The organism is Nostoc sp. (assembly GCF_036917555.1).
Lineage (GTDB): Bacteria > Cyanobacteriota > Cyanobacteriia > Cyanobacteriales > Nostocaceae > Nostoc.
On sequence record NZ_JBALDD010000003.1, the window covers coordinates 19361 to 39016 of the forward strand.

The following is a 19656-nucleotide window of genomic DNA, read 5'->3' on the forward strand; positions in this document are numbered from 1 at the left end:
GATACGGTAAATCCAACCTATATTTGTACGGTTTACCCAACTGTTTTTAGATTCTTATTTTATTAAATTACTTACTAGAGAGAATAGTTAGAGCCGTAATCGTCTGAAAAGGCCAAAATTTATAGAAATGAAAAATATTATCTCAATTGGTTGGAATAACTGGTTAAAACGGCATAAAGAATTTGTTTTACTATTTGACTCAATTGCTGCCGCTAATGAGATTGCTTTAATGCTTAACGGTCAATGGGATGGCTGCAATGGTGTAATTATGGCTTCTGGTGATGAGATAGCTGTTAACACTGCTACCAAACTATTAAAAGCTACATGGTGTTATCAAGGCGCATCAAAAGCTGTTTTAGACAGAGTAACAACTAATGAAATTTTACGCCGTTATGCAATCGGAGAAAGAAATTTTATTAATGCTAATTTGAAGTGTGCAAAACTTGCATCAATGAAGCTGAGTGAAATTAACCTAAGTTATGCCTCGTTAAGTTGGGCAAACTTAAGTCAAGCCAATCTCAGTAAAGCTGATTTAACAGCAGCAGACCTAAGTCAAGCGAATTTAAGTGGAGCCAATTTGAGTAAAGCATACTTGATGAGGGCAAACCTAAGCGAGGCAGACCTGCAACAAGCTTCACTTCAGGGGGCTAACCTAAGTAGTGCTAACTTAAGTGAAGTCAACCTCACTGGTGCAGATTTAACAGGAGCTAATCTGTCACTAGCAGACCTAAGAGGGGCAAATTTTCACTTGTGCAATTTGAGTGGGGCTAACCTAACAAATGCCAAATTAATTGAAAGTGACTTGGCTTTTGCTCAACAATGATCGCCAAACTCCAGTATTACCTTTAGTCAGTTCCGCCCCAACCCCCCTTAGAAAGGCAGGTTTTTAGAAAAGGGTAGAAGATAGAATAAAACATCGTGACATAAAGCTGGTCATGAACGAGTATTCAGGTTTAAACAGCTCGATAGCGATCGTTAGCGCAAAGCTACGACATTTAAGTCAGCCACAGGCAAAGCTACTGGCAATGTGGAGTTTTGGAATGGGAATGATGCTTTTCCCTTGGTCTAACAACAGTAGCAGTATTTTTAGCAGAACTACTGGGTGAGAAAGAAAATACAGTCCGGCAAAGATTGAGGGAATGGTATCGAGACGCAGGGGCTATGCTGACCCGTGGCTGAGAGTGACTGATTTTCCCCCGCTTGAAGCCTCTAGCATCTGGTATGGAATGCGTTCTTGGATGGAGTGCTGTTTCAAGGATACTAAACGTGGTGGTTTAGACTGGCATTTAACCAAAATGACTAATCCCAAACGTGCTGAACGTCATTGGTTAGCGTTCGCCCTTGGCGTTGGTGCAGCCAACGCCAAGGGCAATCTTATGGTTAGTAAGTGTTGCTGGTGAGGCTGATGCTAGCAACACTGGTAGTAGTTATGATCATTTACCAGCAAATCATCTGGCAGATAATTTACCGCCTGCTCTCCAACCCACACGCTTTTTGAGTTGTTTCCGTCGTGGTTTCATCAAAGTTATCGTTGCTTTGTTATTGGGTCAGCCTCTCCCTTTTGGTCACTTTTTCCCTCAACCTTGGACTACTAATCTCAACTTCTCTTCTGCCTAATAAATAAAAACCTGCCCTTGAAAGCCAGCCCCTCCCTGCCTGCGGGGAGGGGAGACAAAGCGTAGCTTTGGCGGGGTGGGGTTCTTGGGGTTTAGTAAGTAATCAACCGGACATGATTAAATACGAAATTGCCTGTAAACAAGATGAAAAACCTCTTTCTGCCTATGGCATTCTCCTACATCTAAAGAGAGGCGTATAGAGATGAGGTGAGATGATATCTATGAAAGCAGATTGGTATAAAACAAGCCTGACATGAAAAAATCGCTACTACCTGCATTAAGGTCAAGAAACTACCAGCTATTTTTTGCCGGACAAGGTATTTCCCTAATTGGGACGTGGATGACGCAACTTGCCACAATTTGGCTAGTTTATAACTTGACAAAATCCCCATTAATGCTAGGAGTTGTGGGATTTTCTAGTCAAATTCCTAACTTTTTTTTAGCTCCCTTTGGCGGAGTATTTGTAGATCGCTTTTCTCGGTATCGTACCTTAATTGGTACGCAAGTCTTGGCGATGATTCAATCGTTAACATTAGCAGTGCTGGCGCTAACTGGAGTGATTGAGGTATGGCAGATCATCGCCTTGAGTTTGTTTCAAGGGTTTATTAACGCCTTGGATGCGCCAGCCCGCCAAGCTTTTGTGCCAGAATTAGTTGAACGCAGAGAAGATTTAGCCAATGCGATCGCTATCAACTCCACGATGGTTAACGGTGCGCGATTAATTGGCCCTGCGATCGGCGGTTTATTAATTGCTGGCGTTGGAACTGGCTATTGTTTTTTAATTGATGGTTTGAGCTATGTTGCTGTAATCGCCGCTTTATTGGCAATGAAAGTTAAACCTTGGAAAAATTCGGTAACTGAGGGTAATCCCTTACAAAAAGTCAAAGAGGGATTTGTATATGCCTTTAGCTTCTCACCGATTCGATCCGTCTTGTTGCTATCAGCTTTAGTCAGCCTGATGGGGCTGCAAAACACTATTCTCGTGCCAGTTATTGCCGAACAAGTTCTCAAAGGTGGTGCAGAAAGTTTAGGTTTTTTGATGGCGGCATCTGGAGTTGGAGCCTTAACTGGTGGTATTTATCTAGCTACGCGCCAAACAATCTTGGGAATTGGGAAATTGATTGCCTTAGCTCCAGCAATTTTAGGAACTGGTTTAATTGCCTTTTCTTTGTCTAGATTTTTACCACTTTCTTTGTTTACAATGTTATTCGTTGGCTTAGGAACAATTCTCCAAATTGCTGCTAGCAACACATTTTTACAAACCATTGTTGAAGAAGATAAACGCGGGCGATTGATGAGCTTATACACAATGTCATTTTTGGGGATGATTCCTGTGGGTAATTTATTAGGAGGTTTATTAGCAAGTCATATTGGCGCTCCTAACACTTTAATGATTGATGGCATAGCTTGTATTTTAGGGTCAATCATTTTTAGCAGACAGTTGCCTGCTTTAAGGAAAATAATGCGGCCAATTTATGAGCAAAAGGGGATTATCACAACTCCAGAAGTTTAAGATAAATAACCGCAGTTAAATTTAGATTTATCTTTATTGGGCTTCTATAGCAAGTATTTTTTAATGTTTAGCGTTGCTAATTCAAGCTCACGCCGAGGCAAAGAATATATTAGTATAAAATTTAAAATAATATTTTTTGCTACTTAACCTTTAAACTGGAACAAAGTTATGGCTAATACAGGTGTAATTCGTCAGCAAGGGCAAAATCCTGCTTTACCACCAGAGCGTGTACCGCTAAAAACCTGGATTGGTATATTAGCCAGTATGCTTGGTGCATTTATGGCGGTATTGGATATTCAAATAACTAATGCTTCGCTGCAAGATATTCAAGCAAGTTTAGGAGCAACTCTCGAAGAAGGTTCTTGGATTTCTACGGCGTATCTCGTTGCAGAAATTGTGGTAATTCCTCTAACAGGATGGTTGTCACGAGTATTTTCTTTGCAACGTTATTTATTAGTCAATACTGCACTATTTATCTTCTTTTCTATTTGCTGTGGTTGGGCGTGGGATCTTAATTCCATGATTTTCTTTCGCGCCTTACAAGGTTTTAGCGGAGGAGTATTAATTCCTACAGCCATGACAGTTGTCTTAACAACTTTACCCCAATCAAAACAATCAGTTGGGTTAGCTGCATTTGGGTTTAGTGCAGTTTTTGCACCCTCAATTGGCCCAACATTAGGAGGTTGGTTAACCGAAAACTTTGGTTGGGAATACAACTTTTATATAAATGTAATTCCAGGAGCATTAATGCTGGCTGGTGTTTGGTACGGAATTAAGCCAGAAAAACCCCAAATTAATTTACTCAAACAAGGTGACTGGTGGGGAATTATTGCAATGGCTATTGGCTTAGGTTCCCTGCAAGTTGTTTTAGAAGAAGGTAGCCGTAAAGATTGGTTTGGTTCAGCGTTAATTGTGCGCTTAAGTGTAATTGCAGTAATTTTTCTGGCGATATTTTTCTTTATAGAATTAACTCGTAAACAACCATTTATTAATTTACGGCTTGTGCTTAGGCGGAACTTTGGTTTAGCCAGTATTGTCAATGTGTCGCTGGGAGTAGGATTGTATGGTTCAATTTATATTTTACCGTTGTATCTCGCCCAAATTCAAAAATACAATGCTCTGCAAATTGGTGAAGTATTAATTTGGGCTGGTATTCCCCAACTGTTTATTATTCCCCTCATCCCGAAATTGATGCAACGCATTGATGTGCGTTTCATGGTAGCTTTTGGTGTGACTTTGTTTTCCATCAGTGCATTTATGAACTCTGGAATGACTAATGAAACAGGATTAGATCAATTACGCTGGTCGCAATTTGTGCGTGCAATGGGACAACCCCTAATCATGGTGCCGCTTAGTTCTATTGCCACTGCTGGTTTGAGTCCGAAAGAAGCAGGTTCGGCAAGTGGTTTATTTAATATGATGCGGAATTTGGGCGGTTCTATCGGAATTGCTTCTTTAGCGACTTTATTAGCAAATAGAGAGCAATTTCACTCAAATAGATTGGGTGATGGAGTATCTTTATATAATCCAGAAACTCAACAGCGAATCGACCAAATGACGCAGTATTTTATTAGCCGCGGAGCAGATTTAAGTACAGCCCAAAATCAAGCGATCGCATCTATATCTAATATAGTCCGCCGGGAAGCATTTGTAATGGCTTTTAACGATTGTTTCTACTTTATTGGTATTGCTTTGTTACTCAGTGGGATTGCTATTTTATTCCTCAAAAAGGTGAAGCCAAGTGGTGGCGCTGTCGCTCATTAGATTTGTTGTATCAGTTAAAATGTTTGATACAACTACTAAGGTACTAAAATGGTCATTAGCCAGAGTAAATACTATATCTCCCCAGAAGAGTATTTAGAAGGCGAGAAAGTAAGTGAAATAAAACACGAGTATATTGATGGGCAAGTCTACGCAATGGCAGGGGCAAGTGATGCTCATATTACTGTAGTAGGAAACTTGTTTTCCCTGCTGCGAAACCATCTCCGGGGTAGTGGTTGCCGTGTCTATATGTTAGACATGAAAGCACAAATTGAGGTCATAAATCGCTATTTTTATCCTGATGTGATGGTGACTAGCGATGCACGAGATAAAGAATTTGAATATTTTAAGTGCTATTCTTGCTTAATTATCGAAGTGCTTTCTGAATCAACAGAAGGCTATGACAGAGGCAAGAAATTTGCTAGTTACCGACATTTAGAATCACTACAAGAATATGTGCTAATTTCACCAGACAGAATGAGTGTCGAATGCTTCCGCCACAATCAGGAAGGACATTGGGTACTTTACCCTTATGAAAAAGGCGAAGAAGTGCATTTAGGTAGCGTTGATTTTCTTTGTGCGATGCCTACGGCGGGCTACGCCTACGCAGAAATATATGAAGATGTAATATTGATAGATGAGAATATTTCCTAATCTAACATTTCTGGGTCAATTTCTAAAGCGTTGAGTTGTTCAGCAGAGAGCGATCGCAATTTCTCTACAATTCTCTCCCGTTTTTGTCGCTCAATTACAGCACGTTCCTCACCTGTTAGCAGTAAATTTCCTTGTGCATCCCACCACCGCAACCAAGGTAACTCTGCATTTTGATACAAACCCTGCCAGATTCCTAACTCTACACCCATAGGAACAATTGGATAATGTCCCCGTTCATTAGGTTTCATCAGTTGATAAGTATTATCAATTAGATGGTAAACTTCCACTTGCGCTTTTGCTACTTCATAAATTCCATAATAAGGCACTCGAATTGCCTGCTCATAAACCCAAAACTTACCAACATTTCCACCTTCCCCTTGAAATGGCGGTGTGTTATCTCGTTCTTCTGAACCATCTCCAGAGACAAACTCAATCACAATCAAGGGCGCGACGTACTCTTTCCACAGCACATAAGAACGCCGTATTTTATCTTCAAGGGTCGGTGGTACATTGGATAGATAAAACCAGTCTGGTGCTTCAGCCCCTTTCTCTGGAGGATCTGTCAATCGCCAGTAGATACCTAAATCTTGCCCAATACAATATTGACTATCAGGATGAAGTTCCTCTAAGACAAGTTTAATCGAGTCAGTAAGTAAGATACTTTGGGGATGCTCTTGCCAGTTTTTCACAAATGTACCATCTGAGTCTGGTAACTGGGTGTGGTCAGGTAAAGTTAATGCCGATAGGGAAGTCATAGGCTTTAACCAAGATTATATTTGTATTTTGTTTATTATCCGTTGAGTTATTCTGTTGTTACTTTGCCTTTGGTGTCAGGTTAGTCCCATTTTATAAGTTATTAAGCGTGCATTAAGGTCAACAATTACCGTTCCTCCCCGATTTTTCTCTACCCGTCGCCAGACATCATAGCCCATCAGAATCGCCTTCTCCCAATCACCCAACGAACATTGAGAAACTTCTAAATGAGATGTCATATTTTTGATAGTCTTCAATAGTTGGTAATCTAATGTTGAAACGCCTTCTAAGAAACTGTGATCTTTGGCATAGGCGAATACAAGTGCTGATATACCTTCTTCAATAGCTATTGCACGACCACCGTCTTCAACCTCGTCAATGGGGGGATTGCTTTTTCGCTTACATTTGAGAATACTACGAGTGACTACCGACCAACCTAAAACTGCGGCGTAGGAAAAATGAAAAACATCATGAAAGCGGTAGCCATCGCTTGTATAGGAATTGTCGGTAAGGTCATTTCCAATTTGTTGTTTGTTGATAAATGCCTTCATTTTGATTGAGTTATCTTTGCTTACCTCCGTAATTTCTACTTCAAACTTTTGTGGTAAACTTTCATTTTCGGGAAAATCATTGTCAAATATGTAGGTTGTAGCTTTATCATCTATCTGTGCTGAATCTCTCCATCCCCATCGGTCACGGCACTTTCTCAGATTATCTTCCGCAATTTCTTCCAAATTAAGGTGAAATTTGCTTGCTAAATTGGAAATATACCAAAGCATATCTCCCAATTCTTCCGCAATGCCTTCTTTAAATAGTTTGTGTGCATCACCGTCGCGTAAATGTTTTTTATACTCAGTCATCAATGAGCCAACTTCACCCACTAAACCTAGTAGCGGTATGATTAGTTCAGTACCTTCGACAGCAGGAATTTGGTCTGTATTCAGTGCTTGTTTTTGATACTCAGAAAAACTCATAATAGACATCTCCAATTGGAAAATTGTTGATTATAGTGATTCTCTGAAGGATGAAATATAAATCTGATGATGAATAAAAAGTATCGCCATTAGAAAATTAAGCTATATTTATAGAGAATCACTAGGAAAAATAATTGGTTGTGTACTAACTGAAAGACGTAACGGATGGTGTGGGTATCCATACTTTGTTAGAACTAGGCAGTAAAGAGGTTGTTTATCACAAATTAGACTTAACACTTCTTTTTCACGATTCTGAATTCTGGGATATTTTCCCGCACCCCATGCCAAAATAATTAAGGCAGCGCGTTTTGTTGCTACTTGAATATAGCAGTTGTTTTTTGGCCCCACAGGGTCATCTACTTGGCAAAGTTTACGGGGGTTTGTAGCACAATAAGCAAATAGATTAACTACTTCAAGAGAACCATATCTCCAAGACTTAGCAAAGTTAATACATCTAGTGAGAGTGTGATCATTTTTCTTATTATCGGCGGTACTTGGGTTAAGCATCACAAAAGTAACTTGAGGTAAACTTATATCCCATTTACGCCGCAGTAAGTAGCGATACTTTCTAGTGATGTCGAACTTAGCATATCCTTTTATGTCCATGTATTTTACTCGGAATTACTGTGGATTTATAAACAGCCGCTTGTTTTAAAACAGACACAACTGTTCATGTTTTTCCATTTCTGGATTTTGTAAAACTTTTGATTTTTTTCTCTGAGTGTCTTGTTCAGATTTTTTATATTGTTTTGATATATTCTTCGTAATTTCAGATTTTGTTTTTACCTGAGAATCTAGCTCCAAAGATAATTGCTGACAATTACTATTATTTAATAGTTGCAAATTAGTAATGTCTAAGGTTGGCAATCTCTGTGCTAAACTTTCTTTAACTTTATCATTAATACACCATTTTAGTGGATAAAAATAATCAATTGCTTGAGGCGTTGAAGTAAATTTTGATTTTATTTTTTTGCGATTACTTTTCAAATCAGGAAAAGCGGATCGGCAGTATTTATCAGTTTCACAAAAAAGATTTTGACAGTCTATAGCCTGTAGTGGACGACCCCAGAGTGATTGAAAATTTAACCCTAAGCGTTGAAACTCTTTCTCTTGGTTTTCAGTCATCCAATGAATGATATCAGTATATGTTTTACCATGTGTATCAATGAAACACTTCTCGATACCACGTTCGGCTCCTGGGCCTGCTATAGTAAAACTGTTTTCGTCAAAGTTGATAATTTCACTATAATTAATATCTGTTGCTAATTGGTAAGCCATAAACTTACCTAGCAATGGATATTCTTGAAGAATCTGAAAAACGTCTTCAAATTTTTTGGCTTCGACTATGCGATTATCTACTCTATCTTGGACAACCATTTTATCAATTAACGCCAAATGATTCTGGTGCTTTTTATCATAACCAAACTCTTTGCCGGCACAAGACATATATGCACTAGTGTAAATAACATATCCAAGATTCATAGCCTCTTGTAATATATCTGAATATACATTTGAGTCGAAATTAGACAGTGTAATATAATCTCCTATTTTATTTTCTAAGTATTCCCATGTTTCTATTTTATTAAAAATTTTAAATAGGAGAATCCGTAAAACTACTTCTTCTTGATTTTTACTCCTATTCTCATCGTAAATTACGTTTTTTATCAGATATTGTGAAACGCGATCGCTTGCTCGATATGCATTACAAAATTTATAAGTATTAATGATCGGATCGCTCGTCCACGGTGGTGGTACGTTGTTAATTTTGTTGAAAAATACTTCCTGGCGCATAGTAGCAAATCGCCAATAGGTATCAAAAATTTCTTGTCTTACTTGCATACACTGTTCTGCTAGTTTATCTTCATCAGTTTCAAATCATGAGCCGAGATTATGCGACAACTGCCGCATAATCATCATACCCGATCGCATTTCTGGCAAAACATCCTTAAACCCGATCGCAGCAACTCTTCTGAATTTTATCCACTGAATAATATGATTCTCAGGAAACACCAGGCTCATCAGCAGTTTTGATCTCTTTTAAAATTCGTTCTACTTGGTTAACTTTTTCACCTCTATTCTGTGCTTTGAAAATATTTAAAGCTTTTTCTAAAGAAGATAGTGCCTCGTCTTTTTTATTTGTTTGCCACAATGCTACTGCGAAATTAGTCAGCCCCTCGCCATAATTAGGATTAATTTCCAAAGCTTTTTTATATTCAGTAATGGCTTCTTCCCAGCGACTTTGGCTTGCGTAAACAACACCGATCGCATTGTAAGCTAGAGCGTATTTTGGCTGGAGGCGAATGGCTTGTCGATAGGAACTAATTGCATCTTCTGGTTTCTTTTGCCGAAAAAGCACATTTCCCAGTTGAAAGTGTCCGAAGGCGTCTTCTGGGAATTTTTTAATTAATTTGCGTAAATTTTCCTCTGCACCTGTTAAGTCTCCCTGACTAAATAAAGCATTGGCTTGTTGCAGGAGTTGCGATCGCTCTGGTGCATCTGTACCCGAAGCTTGTGCTATTTTTTGTGGTTGTCTGTGTGCAGACTGTTCTGGCGAATGCAGAGAAATTCCTGTCGCTGCTAATACTGATGATGATATGCCAATTGCAGTTATGATACTCAGCGTCATGCAGTTAAGAGGTTGAACAAATACTGATTTGTATTGCTTTTTCAGTTTCATTGTCCTCAATGCCTTAATAATGTCCTGATTATCATCATAAATTGAGATGCGTTAGTAAATGCCTAACGCACCAACAAGCGTGTCAAATTAAACGGGCAGGTTGTTCAGCCCATAAGCAACAGGCGAGCGAGTTAAAACTCCCAACTAATGGAACCGATGATTGTAAAGGGCGCACCTGTTTTCACCCTTGCTCTTGTTCCATTGCTGTCAACAAAATATTCCGTATCAAATAGATTACGGATATTGATAGCAGCCTTTAAAGCATCTCTACGGTAGTAAATCGCCGCATCGGTACGCAAGTAATCGGGGATTTCAAATGAGTTATCTAAATCTACCGCCCGCGCACCTACATAAAACAGCCCCAGACCTAATCCCAAACCCTTGAAATCACCATTTTGGAGTTCATAGGTTGTCCAAAGGCTAGCTTGATTCTTTGGTACATCCTCTAATCTATTGCCTACAGAAATCAAGTTATCCTCGGTGACTTCTGCATTGGTGTGAGCATAGGAAGCGATCGCCTTCCACCCTGGTAAAATCTCACCTGTGATATCCAACTCAATCCCCTGACTTCTTACCTCTCCTATCTGAATTAAGTAATTAGGGTCATCGTTATTAGGATCGTCTGTTGTAATATTCGTCTTGGTGATTTGATAGACTGCCAATGTTGTCGAAAGTCTGTTTTCTAGAAAGTCAGCTTTAATGCCCGCTTCATATTGGGTTCCTTTAGTCGGCTCGAACTGGCTACCATCACTGTTCAATTCTGAGTTAGGGTTAAAAGATTGACTGTAACTGGTGTAGAGAGAAACAGATTTGCTAGGCTGATACACCAACCCGATTCGGGGGCTGAACGCATTATCATTCTGTTCTGGTTGGTCTGTGCCACTTTTTTGTGAAATCCAATCAAAACGCCCGCCAATCAGTAACTTCAGGTTATCTTGAAAGCTAATCTGATCCTGAAGGTAGAAACCATAAGATTGAACAGTCCCAAAGCTAGTAGAAGTCTCAAGAGTAGTAATTGAAATATTGTAGTTTGGGTTGAAGACATCTAGAGCAGGCACAGAGAGAGAAGTAGGATTATAAATTATCACATTGCGGTTGACATCAAAGCCTAATACTAGTTGGTGTGGAATCGAGCCTGTATTAAACTTACCAACCAAGTCGATCTGTCCAAAATAGTTGTCTACCATGTAGTTACGTCTTGCGGCAAATTGCTCTAAGAAACGATCATCCACTAGATTCGTTGGTACCGTATACTCCTCGATAGCGTTAAAAGCAGTTATAGAAAAATTATTACGGAGCTGCCAGTTATCGCTAAATTTGTGGTTTAGCGTATAGCCATATTTTTGACTGGTATAATGTTGCCCATCAAGAGGGTAACTTAAGTAACGACTTCGAGGCAGCTTGAAGGTATTATCGCTGAAAACAGTTGCGAAACTCTCAGGAATCCCATTGAATTTAGTAGATTCATAATATAGATTTAGGTCTGTCCTATCTCCCAATTTCCAAGTGATTGAGGGTGCGATCGTAGTCAAATGTGAGGTGACAAAATCTTGAAACCCGTTTGAACTTTCATAGCTGGCGTTTAAGCGATAGAGCAGGCTTTTATCATCATTCAATGGGCCTGAAAAATCAATACTGGACTCATATAAGTCACGGTTTCCTGCCTGAAATTCAAGATTGTAATAAGGTTCACTGAGGGGTTGTTTAGTGATAACGTTGATGATTCCACCGGGTTCTACTGCTCCAAACAAAACCGAGGCAGGCCCTTTCAAAACTTCCACTCGCTCGATCGATGCAGTTTGTGTCAGACCATAACTACCTACATCTCGATAGCCATTTCGGAAATTTCCTGCTTGTTCAAATCCTCTGATAGTATAGCTGCCTCCAGGTGCGTTAAAATTGGTATCTGCACTGGTAACGCCACTAACTGTTTCCACTGCCTCAGTCAGACTTCTCACGTTGCGGTCTTCTAGCACCTGTCGCGGTATTACCTGAATCGATTGGGGAATATCGCGCAAAGGGGTGTCTGTCCTTGTTGCAGTCGTAGCATTTTGCACGCGATACCCATCCTGCTCTCCCGTCACTACCAACTCAATCGGCTCATCACCCTCAGATGAAGGTTTCTCTGTTTGGGTTTCACTGGTTGGTGGCGTTTGAGGTGGCTGCTGCGGTGGTGTGGAGGATGCTGCACTTGCCACAGAAAAGATAAGACCCTCTTCTGGACTGTCATACAACTCGACTTGTGGTAACGCTATCTCACCCGTCACTGTGACTCGGATGGTATTGGCATCAAAGTTTGTTACCGTTATTTCAGTAACACCTGCTATTGGTTTTTCAGAACGGAATGTGAATGCATCGCCACTGGGTAAACGTAATTGTGCATTGGGAACATCAACAATAAAGCTATTGCCAGCACTGCGGTTTACTAATTGCAATTGTTGATCTTTGGCTGTCTGTAAAATCACCTCCACACCTTTGTCACTAGGATTGGCTTTGACTGCGATAACTTCAATGACTGCATTTGCTGGCGGCGTGTTGGGTGTTGGCGACTGAACTAGCTCCCGTACACTTCTTGACGGAAACTGGATTTCACTGAGTCGAGGAATTTCTTTTTTTGGTTTAACTTCTGGTTGTTCGGCACCAAATGCAGAAGTTGTCAGGACAACAAAAACTGTACCTATGAGCCACAGGTGTTTTAGCACTATTATCGATTTCATCTTCATCCTCACACCTAATGATGCTGCTTGCTTTGTGCGGGGTTACAGGTAGTTAGATTCCCAGATACCCGTAGGGTGGCTTCCCGGAGGATAGAATTTGAGAATCTTGCAACACTGTTTCCACAGCAAATACTTAAAGCAATTGAAAATCTATATCAACAAAGATTACAGCAAGTGATAGATGAAAAACGAGCGCATCTGTGCCGAAGCGGATTATTTTCTAGCTCAATCCGGATTTTTTTGGCAAATCTTTGGGACACACTCCAAAATATCTCTTAAATACTGCTGTAAATCGACTAGGGCTAGCATAGCCAACCAAACTAGCAATCTCCTGCACTTTCATCTGTCCACTGATGAGTAAGTTTTTGGCTTGCTCCATGCGGTATGCTTGCAAATACCCAAACATAGTTGTGTTAAATACTTGCCGAAAGCCGATTTTCAGCTTGTAGTCATTTAAACCCACCATTTTCGCCAGTTCCAGCAACAAAGGTGGGTTGTTCAAATCACTGATCAGAATCTCCTTGGCTTGGTAAATACGGTCGATGTCATCCTTTTTTAGGAGACAATATTGCTTACGCTCGCGATCGCCTGCGTTGACTTGATTTAACCGCAAAGCCATTAGTTCCAAACACTTGCCCTCTAAATAAAGTAGTCTCATCATTCCTTGATAGGGGCAATTGAACATTTGCTCAAAAATCAGGCGCATTGCTGGTGTTGTTCGCTCCTGATGCCAAAAATGGGGTATATCTTCGCCATCTGCTTCGGTATACTGCCGTAAAGGGAGGGGCGACGCTTCTAAAAATTCCGAACCAAATTGTCGGAAAAATTTCTGTGATATATGCACATCAATTTTAAGTATTTGCTGATGCGATCGCCAAAGAAACTCTTTACTTTCTGGCTCATCAATCTGTGTACAGATGAAATTTTGCCCAGAAAAAACCTCTTCTGTCTGATTATTTCCTGTCAGCGTAAAGCTTAACTCTAAATCTGGACGTGGGTGTCCTTCGTTACCACCACCTGCTTCAACTAATAAGTTCTCATGCAACTTATAGGAATCAATTAATAGTGATAATCCAGAAGCGAACTCGAACCGTTGGCGATATCCTTGACTCTGCTGCTTCGAGTCTTCCAAGATAAGTTTGCATTCAGTAGTCTGAGGACAATAAATTGGAGGTTTTCCTGCTGAAGGTAATGTGGAGTCGGCTTCTCGGTCAGATAGAAAAAGTGTCATTAAATATTCGTTTTTATCGAAAAGTATAATATCTAATTAAAAAAGATTTTCAATAATTTATCAAATCACTCTGTCCGTCTTGACGAGATGACTTTGCTACTCTACGACGAAAACACTTTCAGTGCTAGGCGTTCCCGCAGTATCTCGTAGAGAAGCTATACTGTTCGTGCAGCGTCTTCGAAGGAGAAGGCTTTAAGTTTTCATGCACTAGTTGCTAGCTCTGATTCAGGCAGAAAAAAAGCTAAAACGATATCTGGTGGAGAAACCCCCAGATATCGTACCTATGCTCGTTCGCCCTTGGCGTCTCCCCTTTTTCCAAAGGGAGAGGCTAGCGCCAAGAGAGAAGACCGCGCTGCTTCACCAAAATCTAAAATTGCTACGCGCCTTCCCGCAATTTATCCAACACACTCCGATCTTCTAATGTCGAAGTATCTCCAGATATCTCTTGTCCAGCAGCTAGATTCCGCAGTAAGCGCCGCATAATCTTACCCGATCGCGTTTTTGGCAAAGCATCAGTAAAGCGAATTTCTCCCGGACGCGCGATCGCACCGATTTCTTTGACAACGTGCTGCTTGAGTTCTTTACTCAGTTCCTCACTTGCCTGATAAGTGCCTTCTAAAGTCACAAAAGCAACTACTTCTTCACCTTTGAGTTCATCCGGTTTACCCACTACCGCCGCTTCTGCAACCGCTGGATGCGAAACTAAAGCTGATTCTACTTCCATTGTACCGAGTCGGTGTCCTGATACATTCAATACGTCATCCACACGACCCATTACCCAGAAATAGCCGTCTTCATCAAGTCTAGCGCCATCACCAGCAAAGTAAGTATAGTTACTATCCTTGGGCGGAATGTATTCCCAGTATGTGCGACGGAAACGTTCTGGATCGCCGTAGACTGTCCGCATCATTCCTGGCCACGGATGTCGCACTGCTAAATAACCGCCTTCTTTATTGGGTACGGTGTTTCCTTCTAAATCGACGACATCTGCAATAATTCCAGGGAAGGGAAGAGTTGCGGAACCGGGTTTGGTGGGAATTGCCCCTGGTAGTGGTGTAATCATGATACCGCCGGTTTCCGTTTGCCACCAAGTATCCACAATTGGACAACGTTCCCCACCAATAACTTTGTGATACCATATCCAAGCTTCCGGGTTAATTGGTTCGCCGACGGTTCCCAACAAACGCAAGGAAGACAGGTTTCGCGCGTTGGGATGTTGTTCGCCCATCTTAATAAATGCCCGAATTGCCGTAGGTGCGGTATAAAAAATATTAACACCGTATTTTTCAATTACATCCCAGAAACAGCCAGGATTAGAAGCACGGGGCGCACCTTCGTACATTATCGTGGTTGCACCGTTGGAAAGAGGACCGTAGACAATGTAGCTGTGTCCCGTAATCCAACCGACATCTGCGGTACACCAATATACATCTGTGTCTTGGAGGTCGAATATCCACTTGGTGGTAATATGAGTATACAAATTATAACCAGCAGTTGTATGCACTACGCCCTTCGGTTTGCCCGTGCTGCCGGAAGTGTAGAGGACAAACAACATATCTTCACTGTCCATTGGTTCGGCGGGACAATCTGCTGATACACCTTTTTGCAAATCATGCCACCAATGATCGCGTCCGCCCAACTGCATATAAGTTTCTTGTCCGGTGCGCTTGACAACTAGGACGTTTTCTACACTGGGAACAGCACCATCAGCTAAGGCTTTGTCTACCTGTTCCTTGAGAGGAACGATCGCATCTTTGCGCCAACCACCATCAGCCGTGACTACCAGTTTAGCCTGAGCATCAATTAAGCGATCGCGCAAAGCTTCAGCACTAAAACCACCAAATACCACACTATGAGGTGCGCCAATTCTCGCACAAGCTAACATCGCGATCGCAGCTTCGGGAATCATCGGCATATAAATACCAACGCGATCGCCTTTTTGTACACCCAGTTGCTTCAATACATTGGCGAACTGGCAAACTTCCCGGTGCAGTTGGGAGTATGTGAGGGTACGCGAATCACCTGGTTCTCCTTCCCAAATCAATGCTGCTTTATTTTTGCGCCAGGTAGTGAGATGTCTGTCAAGGCAGTTGTAAGAAATATTAATTTTACCACCAACGAACCACTTAGCAAAAGGTGGTTGCCAATCTAATACTGTATCCCATTTTCGGAACCATTCTAATTCTGTTCCAGCTAAATCTGCCCAAAATTGCTGTGGATCAGCTTTGGCTTTGTCGTAGAGACGCTGATAGTCTTCCAGGCTTTTGATATGGGCGTTCTGCGAGAATTCTGAGGCTGGATGAAAGAGCCGCTTCTCTTGTAGGATTGATTCTATAGTTGGTTGAGACATGGTTACATTTACAAACGCTATTATTACTAAAAACTATTCTTAGCTTAGTTGTGCTAGACGCTGTTTAGATTTTCGTTAAGCTAGGTAAAAATTGCCGAGTTATTTAGTTTACATTGATTTTCATCTACCAAAAGCAAGCGATCGAGAAATGTAAAGAGGTTACATTGCAGCCTATCTACTGCGAATGTTGGAAAATATAAGTAGTCTTGACAAACAACGCCTGAAATTATGACGCTTACCGTCGAAGCTAGCAGCCTATCTCTCAACGATGTTCATCGGTTTCTTAAACTGGAAGAACTTTCCAATGCTTCCTTCACTGATTTATTAAATTTAGAATCATTAACAGAGTTTGAACAAGAGGATTTATTGCGAATCAGAAACGATTTTCGTCGTTATCTATCAGCAGGTAAAATTTCTGAAGGTTTAGTTAAATTCTTAACAATTGCACCCTTAATGCGGTTAGCAGGATTTTACGATGTGCCGATTCGATTGACAATGGAAGATAGCATTGCGATCGCAGTTGAAGATGAAGACAAAAGAATTACTGGGCGGATGGATATTTTAGCAATCAACAGTCCTCAAAGTAATATTACGCCGCCTTTTTGGGTTTTAGTAATTGAAACTAAAAATAGTTCGGTCAATGTGATTGAGGGTTTACCTCAATTACTTACTTATGCTTTTAAGAGTATAGAACAACAACCATCAGTTTGGGGTTTGGTAACTAATGGACAGCTTTATCAATTTGTTTATCTAAGACATGACAACCAGTCAACTTATGAGTTAATGCCATTATTAAATTTGAGTCAATCTCCAGATGCAATTGAGTTATTGCAAATTTTCAAAGCCATTTGTAAATTACCAAATTTTCAGTAAATAAATTGCGGAGTGAGCGCTGATGTCTGAACCTGCTACTCTAGAAATCATCTCTGATAATATTTCAGAAGACGAAGTTATTTTTCCTCCTGGCGATATATTGAGTGACGAACCACCCTTGGAAAGTGACCTACACCGAGAACAAATTGATTTGCTGATTCGCATATTTAAATTGTGGTGGCGAGAGAGGCAAGATTTCTATGCTTCTGGCAATTTGACGATTTACTATAGTCCTAACCAGAAAAAATCAGAATATTTCCGTGGCCCAGACTTTTTTGTAGTTTTGGGAACCAAGAAAAAAGACCGTAAGAGTTGGGTAGTTTGGCAAGAAGACGGGAAATACCCTAACCTGATTGTGGAAATTTTGTCAAGCTCAACGACAGCAGTTGATAAAGGTTTAAAAAAACAAGTTTACCAAGATACCTTCCGTACACCAGATTATTTCTGGTTTGATCCTGTAACAATGGAACTTCAGGGATTTCATCTAGTTGATGGTAAGTATCAAGAAATCCAAGTAACCACTGATGGACGTTTGTGGAGTCAGCAGTTAGAACTTTATTTGGGAGTTTATGAAGGTAAATTAAGATTCTTCACTACTGAAAATCAATTAATACTATCATCAGAAGAGTTGGCGGAACTTGAACGTTTACGTGCCGAGCAGGCAGAAGAACGCGCCCAGCAAGCAGAAGAACGCGCCCAAGAAGCAGAGCAAGAAATTGCTCGACTGCGGGAGGCTTTACGTATACAGGGCATCGACCTAGAGAATATTTGATGACATCAGGAAATGAACTAAAGACATTTTCAAGTTAAAATCTAGTTATCAATGTGTAAAAAAAGCGTAATCTTCTGAAAGTAGGGCATCGATTGCAAGCACAAGAAATTAAGGATCAGCTAAAGTCCCTTACCCTGCAAGCCTCCTCGATAGATCATAATTTAGCGAGAAGATTAGATGAAATCAATCGTTGGGTAAAAGACATCAAACCAGGTTCCCTGACTGCAAAACCCTTTGTCATTGCCTTTCTGCTAGAGGTGATTACAGATTCGACAATATGGCTGATAATCAAATCCTTACCTTCAGAAGAGGAACAAAAAGCAAAGTTCGAGCTGATGACGCCGATTGAGAGATATTGGTATGGTTATCTATTTCCCAGATGGATCAATGCAAGTGACTCCAAGTTTTATATTTGGAAACAAAAATTGATGTCAGGTGAATTTAATCAGGTTGATAATGATATCATTAGATCAATAGCCCAAGATATAGTTCAGCGAGAAGGTAGTTTTTGGCAGCGTTATATAGCCGACCTTTCTATGGCAACAGATTTAATTGTTAGTCGTAACAATCAACCACTGTGTATTCAAATTACCAGTGTTAGTGAAGAACTCAATCAACAAAAGTACCAAGCTTGGCAAAATACACTGCGATCGTGGGAAATAGAGAGAGGATTGTTCTTAAGTTACAATCCCAAGGATACTAATTTCGTTAACCAGTTAGTCAATGTGGCCCTGTATAACAGTGATTACCTTTCTGGTGGAAAATATTTAAAATTTTCGTGAACTTTCAGGAATTTGATATTTCAGATTTGTGTCTAGCCTATATACTTACGTGCTAATTACAGCTTCTATGGCTAATAAAAGAGAAACTCACTGCAACAATCAAGTAGATACATTTGCTGAAGCTTTAGCGACGGCGCGACAAATGCAGCAGAACTGGTTAACTTATGGGGTTGATTTTGTCAATATTTACGTTGAAAATGTGGAGGGAGACTGGCTAGAAACGTGGGGACATGATGAAATCTTAGGTAATTTTCAATTAGATACTATTAAAGAATTTTTGGTAAGTAATGATAGTGTAGCTGTAAAAGTAAGAGAGCATTTAGGAGAGCGATCGCTGTTTGATTTTGCAGTAAATTTAGAAGAATCATGGAGAATTTCTGAAACCAATGACAGGTTATCTGCGGTAAAAAATCTGTTAGCTGGTGAAGCACATAGTTTTGATACAGATGATATTAGGTTAGTGGATTTAGCAAATAGTCTGTTGGTAAAGTTAGAAGATATTTTGTGAAATTTTTAGTTGAGTAGTGGTAGATTAAATTTTGAACTCAAGGGTTTTCATGTTTTATTTTGGTTGCGATTGGGTGGCAATATGGGCGATCGCTTTTTCAGACAAGCTTTAATAATCTTTTAGATGTGCAATCTTTATCACTATTAGTAATAAGGGTTGATCTTGAATCTGGTAAATAATGCGGTATTCACCCAAACGAACCTTATACAGGTGTTCGGTGTCCTTCAATAGATAAGCGTCTTCTGGACGTGGATTTAATGTTGAAGTAATTGTGAGTAATGTTGAAAGTTTTTCCTTAAAGCGTACACCCAACTTTCAGAAGAGAAACTGGATTAGCCTCTATCTTTCTGGAATCTAAACATCTGTTATTGTATGCATCAGTTATAGCGGTATGCATTTGAATGAGATACGAACTTGTGTACTATAGGTCTGATTTACTGAATTCAAGAGTGACTTGGAAGACCTGATACTGGCT

At 40.3% G+C, this 19656-nt stretch carries 21 protein-coding genes; 11 read left to right on the plus strand and 10 right to left on the minus strand.

All coding sequences use genetic code 11. From position 1 onward, the window contains the following. The first annotated feature begins 127 nt into the window (after window positions 1–127). From V7K60_RS00830 to V7K60_RS00860, 7 genes are all read left to right on the plus strand, one after another. Window positions 128–823: a pentapeptide repeat-containing protein gene (locus V7K60_RS00830; RefSeq protein ID WP_334922168.1), complete on the plus strand. Its 696-nt coding sequence runs from the start codon at window positions 128–130 to the stop codon at window positions 821–823. A 112-nt stretch (window positions 824–935) separates the two neighbouring features. Continuing rightward, window positions 936–1106, plus strand: coding sequence for a hypothetical protein (locus V7K60_RS00835; protein ID WP_334922169.1), 171 nt, complete (start codon window positions 936–938; stop codon window positions 1104–1106). Between the two features lie 33 nt (window positions 1107–1139). Next, window positions 1140–1400, plus strand: a complete 261-nt coding sequence (locus V7K60_RS00840; RefSeq protein WP_334922171.1) for a hypothetical protein — start codon at window positions 1140–1142, stop codon at window positions 1398–1400. Next, window positions 1351–1617 carry a hypothetical protein gene (locus V7K60_RS00845; RefSeq protein ID WP_334922173.1) on the plus strand — a complete coding sequence of 89 codons (267 nt, stop codon included), beginning with the start codon at window positions 1351–1353 and terminating at the stop codon, window positions 1615–1617. Before V7K60_RS00840 ends, V7K60_RS00845 begins: the two co-directional genes overlap by 50 nt. Before the next feature lie 252 nt (window positions 1618–1869). Continuing rightward, the gene (locus tag V7K60_RS00850) at window positions 1870–3129 is read left to right on the plus strand and encodes an MFS transporter (protein WP_334922174.1); all 1260 of its coding nucleotides are present in this window, start codon (window positions 1870–1872) and stop codon (window positions 3127–3129) included. A gap of 168 nt (window positions 3130–3297) precedes the next feature. Continuing rightward, on the plus strand, window positions 3298–4893 hold the full coding sequence (locus V7K60_RS00855; protein WP_334922176.1) for a DHA2 family efflux MFS transporter permease subunit: 1596 nt from the start codon (window positions 3298–3300) through the stop codon (window positions 4891–4893). 48 nt (window positions 4894–4941) lie between these two features. Next, window positions 4942–5544, plus strand: a complete 603-nt coding sequence (locus V7K60_RS00860; RefSeq protein ID WP_334922178.1) for a Uma2 family endonuclease — start codon at window positions 4942–4944, stop codon at window positions 5542–5544. Here the strand turns inward: V7K60_RS00860 and V7K60_RS00865 are convergent. The 9 genes from V7K60_RS00865 to acs all read right to left on the minus strand — a co-directional run bounded on the left by V7K60_RS00865 (window position 5541) and on the right by acs (window position 16246). Beyond that, window positions 5541–6299 (minus strand): Uma2 family endonuclease, encoded by a 759-nt coding sequence (locus V7K60_RS00865; protein ID WP_334922179.1) that lies wholly within the window; start codon window positions 6297–6299, stop codon window positions 5541–5543. The two genes, V7K60_RS00860 and V7K60_RS00865, sit on opposite strands and share 4 nt — an antisense overlap. Window positions 6300–6374: 75 nt before the next feature. Beyond that, window positions 6375–7271: a nucleoside triphosphate pyrophosphohydrolase family protein gene (locus V7K60_RS00870; RefSeq protein WP_334922181.1), complete on the minus strand. Its 897-nt coding sequence runs from the start codon at window positions 7269–7271 to the stop codon at window positions 6375–6377. Between the two features lie 108 nt (window positions 7272–7379). After that, window positions 7380–7877: a DUF1643 domain-containing protein gene (locus V7K60_RS00875; protein WP_334922182.1), complete on the minus strand. Its 498-nt coding sequence runs from the start codon at window positions 7875–7877 to the stop codon at window positions 7380–7382. A 45-nt stretch (window positions 7878–7922) separates the two neighbouring features. Continuing rightward, a complete protein-coding gene (locus tag V7K60_RS00880; protein WP_334922184.1) occupies window positions 7923–9110 on the minus strand; it encodes a nucleotide kinase domain-containing protein in 1188 nt (395 codons plus the stop codon). A 36-nt stretch (window positions 9111–9146) separates the two neighbouring features. Further along, window positions 9147–9290 carry a hypothetical protein gene (locus tag V7K60_RS00885; RefSeq protein WP_334922186.1) on the minus strand — a complete coding sequence of 48 codons (144 nt, stop codon included), beginning with the start codon at window positions 9288–9290 and terminating at the stop codon, window positions 9147–9149. Then, on the minus strand, window positions 9271–9948 hold the full coding sequence (locus V7K60_RS00890) for a tetratricopeptide repeat protein (RefSeq protein ID WP_334922188.1): 678 nt from the start codon (window positions 9946–9948) through the stop codon (window positions 9271–9273). The genes V7K60_RS00885 and V7K60_RS00890 overlap by 20 nt, the downstream gene beginning before the upstream one ends. A gap of 131 nt (window positions 9949–10079) precedes the next feature. Next, window positions 10080–12665, minus strand: a complete 2586-nt coding sequence (locus V7K60_RS00895; RefSeq protein ID WP_334922190.1) for a TonB-dependent siderophore receptor — start codon at window positions 12663–12665, stop codon at window positions 10080–10082. Between the two features lie 220 nt (window positions 12666–12885). Further along, window positions 12886–13896, minus strand: a complete 1011-nt coding sequence (locus V7K60_RS00900) for a helix-turn-helix transcriptional regulator (RefSeq protein WP_334922192.1) — start codon at window positions 13894–13896, stop codon at window positions 12886–12888. Between the two features lie 376 nt (window positions 13897–14272). Beyond that, entirely contained in the window at window positions 14273–16246 is a 1974-nt protein-coding gene (gene acs, locus V7K60_RS00905; protein WP_334922194.1) for an acetate--CoA ligase, read from the minus strand. Between the two features lie 228 nt (window positions 16247–16474). On the opposite strand from acs, the gene V7K60_RS00910 reads away from it, so the two are divergent. The 4 genes from V7K60_RS00910 (at window position 16475) to V7K60_RS00925 (ending at window position 19181) form a co-directional block, all read left to right on the plus strand. After that, window positions 16475–17119 carry a restriction endonuclease subunit R gene (locus V7K60_RS00910; RefSeq protein WP_334922196.1) on the plus strand — a complete coding sequence of 215 codons (645 nt, stop codon included), beginning with the start codon at window positions 16475–16477 and terminating at the stop codon, window positions 17117–17119. A gap of 22 nt (window positions 17120–17141) precedes the next feature. Further along, complete coding sequence (locus V7K60_RS00915) at window positions 17142–17891, plus strand: Uma2 family endonuclease (protein ID WP_334922197.1); 750 nt, start codon at window positions 17142–17144, stop codon at window positions 17889–17891. Window positions 17892–17983: 92 nt separating this feature from the next. Then, the gene (locus V7K60_RS00920) at window positions 17984–18673 is read left to right on the plus strand and encodes a hypothetical protein (protein ID WP_334922199.1); all 690 of its coding nucleotides are present in this window, start codon (window positions 17984–17986) and stop codon (window positions 18671–18673) included. A gap of 67 nt (window positions 18674–18740) precedes the next feature. Beyond that, complete coding sequence (locus tag V7K60_RS00925; protein WP_334922201.1) at window positions 18741–19181, plus strand: hypothetical protein; 441 nt, start codon at window positions 18741–18743, stop codon at window positions 19179–19181. Window positions 19182–19289: 108 nt separating this feature from the next. Here V7K60_RS00925 and V7K60_RS34990 read toward each other — a convergent pair whose 3' ends face one another. Then, a complete protein-coding gene (locus V7K60_RS34990) occupies window positions 19290–19493 on the minus strand; it encodes a type II toxin-antitoxin system RelE family toxin (protein ID WP_442944321.1) in 204 nt (67 codons plus the stop codon). Between the last annotated feature and the right edge of the window lie 163 nt (window positions 19494–19656).

Coding starts and splice junctions, on each gene's coding strand:
- V7K60_RS00840 (WP_334922171.1), top strand. CDS start 1,140: ATGGTATCGAGACGCAGGGGCTATGCTGACCCGTGGCTGAGAGTGACT.
- V7K60_RS00855 (WP_334922176.1), top strand. CDS start 3,298: ATGGCTAATACAGGTGTAATTCGTCAGCAAGGGCAAAATCCTGCTTTA.
- V7K60_RS00860 (WP_334922178.1), top strand. CDS start 4,942: ATGGTCATTAGCCAGAGTAAATACTATATCTCCCCAGAAGAGTATTTA.
- V7K60_RS00910 (WP_334922196.1), top strand. CDS start 16,475: ATGACGCTTACCGTCGAAGCTAGCAGCCTATCTCTCAACGATGTTCAT.
- V7K60_RS00925 (WP_334922201.1), top strand. CDS start 18,741: ATGGCTAATAAAAGAGAAACTCACTGCAACAATCAAGTAGATACATTT.
- V7K60_RS00890 (WP_334922188.1), bottom strand. CDS start 9,948: ATGAAACTGAAAAAGCAATACAAATCAGTATTTGTTCAACCTCTTAAC.
- V7K60_RS00880 (WP_334922184.1), bottom strand. CDS start 9,110: ATGCAAGTAAGACAAGAAATTTTTGATACCTATTGGCGATTTGCTACT.
- V7K60_RS00865 (WP_334922179.1), bottom strand. CDS start 6,299: ATGACTTCCCTATCGGCATTAACTTTACCTGACCACACCCAGTTACCA.
- V7K60_RS00895 (WP_334922190.1), bottom strand. CDS start 12,665: ATGAAATCGATAATAGTGCTAAAACACCTGTGGCTCATAGGTACAGTT.
- acs (WP_334922194.1), bottom strand. CDS start 16,246: ATGTCTCAACCAACTATAGAATCAATCCTACAAGAGAAGCGGCTCTTT.
- V7K60_RS00915 (WP_334922197.1), top strand. CDS start 17,142: ATGTCTGAACCTGCTACTCTAGAAATCATCTCTGATAATATTTCAGAA.
- V7K60_RS00835 (WP_334922169.1), top strand. CDS start 936: ATGAACGAGTATTCAGGTTTAAACAGCTCGATAGCGATCGTTAGCGCA.
- V7K60_RS00830 (WP_334922168.1), top strand. CDS start 128: ATGAAAAATATTATCTCAATTGGTTGGAATAACTGGTTAAAACGGCAT.
- V7K60_RS00870 (WP_334922181.1), bottom strand. CDS start 7,271: ATGAGTTTTTCTGAGTATCAAAAACAAGCACTGAATACAGACCAAATT.
- V7K60_RS00850 (WP_334922174.1), top strand. CDS start 1,870: ATGAAAAAATCGCTACTACCTGCATTAAGGTCAAGAAACTACCAGCTA.
- V7K60_RS00875 (WP_334922182.1), bottom strand. CDS start 7,877: ATGGACATAAAAGGATATGCTAAGTTCGACATCACTAGAAAGTATCGC.
- V7K60_RS00900 (WP_334922192.1), bottom strand. CDS start 13,896: ATGACACTTTTTCTATCTGACCGAGAAGCCGACTCCACATTACCTTCA.
- V7K60_RS00885 (WP_334922186.1), bottom strand. CDS start 9,290: ATGAGCCTGGTGTTTCCTGAGAATCATATTATTCAGTGGATAAAATTC.